5 protein-coding genes and 1 pseudogene are annotated in these 5,074 nt (G+C 69.2%); all 6 read right to left on the bottom strand.

Annotation, left to right across the window (positions count from 1 at the left end):
* A pseudogene (locus tag ACLP25_RS26540) lies at positions 1-391 on the bottom strand (ABC transporter permease); the annotation flags it as partial.
* Positions 384-1,919, bottom strand: a complete 1,536-nt coding sequence (locus ACLP25_RS26535) for a sugar ABC transporter ATP-binding protein (RefSeq protein ID WP_442472102.1) — start codon at positions 1,917-1,919, stop codon at positions 384-386. The pseudogene ACLP25_RS26540 and the gene ACLP25_RS26535, both read right to left, overlap by 8 nt.
* Positions 1,916-2,608, bottom strand: a complete 693-nt coding sequence (gene mtnC, locus ACLP25_RS26530; protein WP_442472101.1) for an acireductone synthase — start codon at positions 2,606-2,608, stop codon at positions 1,916-1,918. Before mtnC ends, ACLP25_RS26535 begins: the two co-directional genes overlap by 4 nt.
* Entirely contained in the window at positions 2,605-3,903 is a 1,299-nt protein-coding gene (mtnK, locus tag ACLP25_RS26525) for an S-methyl-5-thioribose kinase (protein WP_442472100.1), read from the bottom strand. The genes mtnC and mtnK overlap by 4 nt, the downstream gene beginning before the upstream one ends.
* A 16-nt stretch (positions 3,904-3,919) precedes the next feature.
* On the bottom strand, positions 3,920-4,471 hold the full coding sequence (locus ACLP25_RS26520) for a 1,2-dihydroxy-3-keto-5-methylthiopentene dioxygenase (RefSeq protein WP_442472099.1): 552 nt from the start codon (positions 4,469-4,471) through the stop codon (positions 3,920-3,922).
* A partial coding sequence (gene mtnB / locus ACLP25_RS26515; protein WP_442472098.1) for a methylthioribulose 1-phosphate dehydratase occupies positions 4,468-5,074 on the bottom strand: 607 nt, incomplete at its 5' end. The genes ACLP25_RS26520 and mtnB, both read right to left, overlap by 4 nt.

Here is a 5,074-nt window from a genome sequence, read left to right as displayed (position 1 = left end):
CGCCGACGGTGACGACGAGGAACGCGTTCGCAAGACCGACCGCGAGGCCGAAGGCGATCACGAAGGCGACGGTCTCGGCGGCGTCGAACCGCCACACGACCATGGCGTAGGAGGCCGCCATGACGCTGGAGGCGGCGACCGCGCCGACCGAGAGGTCGAAGCCGCCGACCGCCATGCTGATGGTCACGCCGACGGAGAGGATCGCGACGACCGACACCGCCTGCAGCACGCTCATGAAATTGTTGACGCCGAGAAAAGCGGGCTCGGCGGTCGAGAACACAACGACCATCACGGCCAGAAGCAGGAACACCGCGTACCGGCGCACGGCGCCGGCAAGCGCTGGCCCGATGTCCCTTGCGGCCGCCTGGCGCGGACGTTTGGTTTCAGTCAAGACGGCCATCCTTCGATCCGGTTGGTGAGAAGGACTCCCGGGCGCGAGGTTCGGCGTCGCAGGCGAAGGGGCGGAGGCCCGCGGCGTCGAGGACGAAGATCCGGTCCGCGACCTCGAGCGCCTCTTCCGGGTCGGACGCCGTGACGAGGGCCGCAACATCGACGAGCCTGCGGACGGCGGCGGCGATATCGGCGCGCGCGCCGACGTCGACGCCCTGGAACGGCTCGTCGAGCAGGAGGACGCGTGGTCGCTCGGCGAGCCAGCGCGCCAGCACCACCTTCTGCTGGTTGCCGCCCGAGAGCGTATCGAGCCGCGCGTCAGGGCCGCTTGCGTGAATGCCGAGGCTGCGGATGGCGTTGAGAGCCGCGCCGCGCTCGACCGCCGGCATCAGGAACCCGTGCGGAAACCAGCGGCGAAGATGCGGCAGGGCGATCGAGGCGGAAAGCGAACCGCCCGGCCAATCGGGCGGAACGAAGGTGGTGCGCCTTCGATCCTCGGCGGCGAGATGCACGCCGGCGGCGATCGCGTCGGCCGGACTTCTCGGGCGCCAGGACCTGGCGTTGAGCTGCATCTCGCCCGCGACCGGCGCGATCGCGCCGAACAGCGTAAGCAGAAGGCGGCTCTTGCCGGCGCCCAGCGGCCCGGTGATCGCCGTCACCTCGCCGGCTCTCAGCGCAAGGTCGATCGGCGGCGCGCCCGCGCGCAAACGGATCCCGCGCGTTTCCAGGATCGCTGGGCCACTTGGGGCGCGGGCGTCGGGATGGGCGCTCGCGACCGGCCTGCCGATCATCGCCTGGAGCGTTGCGGAAAAATCGATCGGCGGCCGGAAGCCGGCGACGACCCGTCCGCCGCGCAGCACCACGACGCGTCTCGCCAGACGCTTCAGATCCTGCGTCCGATGGGAAATATAGACGATCGCGAGGCCTTTGGCGGCGAGAGCCTCGATGACGTCGAACAGGCGCGCGGCTTCCGCCGACGACAGGCTCGCGGTTGGCTCGTCGAAGATCAGCACCCGCGCGTCGGCCGAAAGCGCTCGGGCGATGGCGACGAGTTGCCGCTCGGCGGGACCGATGTCAGCGAAATCACGATCGAGCGCCAGGGAAAATCCTGCAAGCTCGGCAATCGCCGCGGCGCGGCGCCGGATCGAGGCCGGCGAGACGAAAAAGCCCGAGCGTCCGTCGGCGAAACGGTCGAGCAGCAGCGTCTCGGCGACGGTGAGGCCGGGCGCGCCCGCCCGGTCGGTCGCCTGGTGGATGGCGACGATCCCCGCCGCGATCGCTTCGCGCGGGGAGGAGGGCGCACAGGCGCGCCCGTCGATCGCCATGACGCCTTTGTCCGGGCGCACCGCGCCGACCAGCACGTTGACGAGGGTCGACTTGCCCGCGCCGTTCGCGCCCATGAGGCCAACCACCTCACCCGGCTGAACCTCGAAATCGACCGCGTGCAGGGCCTGCGTCGAGCCGAAGCGCTTCGACACGCCTCTGACGGCGACGCCGGACGATGCGGCGGCGTGCGGCGCGGCGGTCATGGCCGGGGCGCCACGTCGATTGCGGAGAAGTCGGCGACCGCCGCCCAGCGCATCTCGGCAAGACTTGCCTCCTTCACCGCCTGGGCGACCTGAAGCCCGGCGGATTCGGCCGCCCGAAGCTCGGCGGCGCTGTCGGACAGGAACAGGATCGCGTCCGGCGCGGTCCCGATTGTCCGTCCGATCGCGAAATAGGAGCCGCGCTCGGTCTTGGGGCCGACGCCGGTGTCGAAGAAGTCCGAGAACAAGCGCCTCAGATCCCCCGCCTCGTTGTGGCGGAAGAACAGGTTCTGCGCATGTCTCGAACCCGAGGAATAGACGTAGAGGCGCACGCCGGCCGCGCGCCAGCGCCTCAAGGCTTCGAGTGCGTCCGGGAAGATCGGGCTCGTGAACGCCCCTGAGACGTAGCCGCTTTCCCAGATCAGGCCCTGCAGCGCCTTCAGCGGCGCCGCCTTGACGTCGCGCGCCTGCCAGTCGTCGAGCGCTTCGACAGGATCGAGGCCGGGCGCTAGTTCGCGGGTCTCGGCGAGAATCGCTTCGACCTCGCTGTCGCCGGCCTTGGCCTTGACGTATTGGGCGATGCGTCCGCGCGAATATCCGAACAGCGTCTCCCTCACGAACGCGGTCGGGCTGATCGTCCCCTCGATGTCGATCAGCGCAGCGTCGGCCCGAAAGGAACGGGGGACGCTCACGCGGGCGCCCTCTTCGGATCGAGTCCCGCGCCTTCGAAGTACGCAAGCGCGTCGACGATCGCGGCGATGTCGGGAAAGTTTTCGGGGCGCTTGAGGAGAGCGCGCGCGAGCGCCAGCGCGCCAGCCTGGGCTTCCGCCCGGCGTTCCTCGTCCCCAATGGTCAGGAAGTCGGCGATCTGCGCGTAGCCTACGATTCGACGGATGGTCTTGATCGCGAGGTAGCCGACCGCGTCGCGGAAGATCGCCTCGACATAGGCTTGGCGGAACGTTTCGAGCCGAGCTCGGCCGGCCGGATCCGCGAAATGGCTCGGCGGCAAGCCGTCGCCGGACGCGTCCTCATCGCGCCAGATCTCAAGAAAGCGCCGGCGGAAGGTCAGCCAGAAGCGCGCGATATCGTCGGCGATGGCGTCGCGATAGGCGGTGATCGCCCCGTGCGCGCCGGCGTGGAAGGGTTTGGCGTACCAGGCCATGACGTAATGGGCGAGAAAATTGCCGACGTCGAAGCCGGTCGGCCCGACGAGTGCGAACTCGCCGTCGATCACTCGCGTGTCGTCAGGCGTCGCCATGACCGAACCCGAATGCAAATCTCCGTGCAGCAGCGACTGCGCGGACGTGAGATAGCGCAGGCGGAAATGGGCCACCGCGCTTTTCAGCCCGACGTCAGCGCGCAGCGCCGCGGCCCAAGCCGCAAGCGGGGCCGTGACCTTGTTGCGCCAGACCTCGACGTAAGGGTCGGTGAAGACGAGATCGACGGTGATCCGCTGCAACGCGAGGTTCTGCGCGAAGAGCGCGACGTCAGCAGCCTTGCGCTCGAACGGAACCGCGAGGTCGGACGTACGGAAGGCGGCTTGCGCGACATATTCGGCGACGTGCTCGGGCGCCTTGGGGAAACGTTCGCCCGCGATCAGTCCCCTGCGCAGGATGATGTGCGGCTCGAGCTTCTCCATCACGATCACGAACTGCTCCGGATCGTAGTGGTGGACCTCCGGCGCGAGGCCCTTCACATGAGGCGCGAGGCGCCGGGTGTAGGCGGCCTCGTAGGTCGCGCGGTTGACGTCGAGCGGCCAGCTCTCGCCGGCGACGCGGACATAGGGCAGCGCCTGCTTGACGCAGACGCCGCCCTGCGGCCCATCGACGAGAAAGACGGCGTTGAGGTTGCCGTCGGCGACGTCGCGCACCCGCCACTCGCCTTTCGCGCCGCCGAGGATGCCCCGGATGCGCGGCAGGTCGCCAAGATGGTCGACGACATCGCGGTCGGTAAAGACCCGATAGGGGGCCGGCGTTCGGTCCAGCATCGTTTGGACGTCAGTCTCACGCGGCCTTGTGGTAGCGCGGAAATCCGCGCCAGGTCTCGTCGCCGGTGTAATGGGCCTCCCAGCCTGCCGGGTCGGTGAAGACGCGAATGCAGGTGAAGTCCGCCGTTTCGCCGCCGTCGAACCAGTGCGGCGTCCCTTGTGGGACCGACAGAAGATCGCCGGCCTCGCCGACGACCTGCAGGATCCGGTCGCCCACGTGAATATAGAAAGCGCCGCTGCCTTCGACGAAATAGCGGACCTCGTCGTCGTGGTGGATGTGCTCGACTACGAACTTCTGCCGCAGCGCCGGCCAGTTCGGGTTGTTCGGCTTGATGCTGACGACGTCGGCGGCCTGGTAGCCGCGCTCTCGCTTCAGCCTGTCGATCTCCGGCGCGTAGGCGGCGAGGATCTCGGCCTGGGAGGCGTTCGGCGCCAGCGGATGCGTCGCCTGCCAGCGCTCGACGCGTGCGCCGAGTGCGGCGAGTTCAGCGGCGATCACGCCGAAGTCCTCGGTGTCGAGACTCACGTCGTTCGGGTCCGCCGCGGAAGAGACGATCAAGCGGGTCATGGCCGGTAGCTCCTGCTGACGAGGATTTGTTGGAAAAGGGTCTCAAGCGCTTCGAGGTGGCGCCAGGCGTCCTTGGCGCTGCGGCCCCAGGCGTAGAGGCCATGCCCGGCGAGCACATAGCCGGGGGCGAGAATGGCGTCGCGCGGAGGCTCGGCGAGACGGACGGCCACGCGCTCCGCCAGCGCCTCGACGTCCTGGTCGTTGTCAAACACCGGCGCCTCGATCACCGTCTCGTGAGTCGTGACGCCTCGGAGCGCCTTCTGCAGCTCCCAGCCCTCGATCCGCATCGCGCCGTACCGAGCGTGGGCCCGTCCGATGACGGAGGCGGCAGGCGAGTGGACGTGGAAGATCGCGCCGGTTTCCGGCGCGTCGCGGTAGAGGCGCAGGTGCAAAGCGGCTTCCGCCGACGAGCCCTTTTCGAGCGGCGCGTCGATGGCTTGCGCCAGAATGTCGTCGGCCGTGAGCGCGCCCTTGTCGACCCCGCTGCGCGTGACCGCGAAGGACCCCTCGTCGATTCGCGCGGAAAAATTTCCTGAGGTCGCCGGGACCCACGCGCGCGCCGCCGCCGCGCGGCCCGCCTCGATGACGGCGCCGGCGGCGCGG

The organism is Roseiarcus sp., from assembly GCF_052145395.1.
Taxonomy (GTDB): domain Bacteria; phylum Pseudomonadota; class Alphaproteobacteria; order Rhizobiales; family Beijerinckiaceae; genus Roseiarcus.
The sequence above is the reverse complement of the archived record's forward strand: the minus strand, read 5'-3'. Positions and strand labels throughout refer to the sequence as shown.

Excerpts from the sequence above, each read along its gene's own strand:
- ACLP25_RS26535 (WP_442472102.1), bottom strand. The coding sequence starts at position 1,919 with ATGACCGCCGCGCCGCACGCCGCCGCATCGTCCGGCGTCGCCGTCAGA.
- mtnK (WP_442472100.1), bottom strand. The coding sequence starts at position 3,903 with ATGCTGGACCGAACGCCGGCCCCCTATCGGGTCTTTACCGACCGCGAT.
- ACLP25_RS26520 (WP_442472099.1), bottom strand. The coding sequence starts at position 4,471 with ATGACCCGCTTGATCGTCTCTTCCGCGGCGGACCCGAACGACGTGAGT.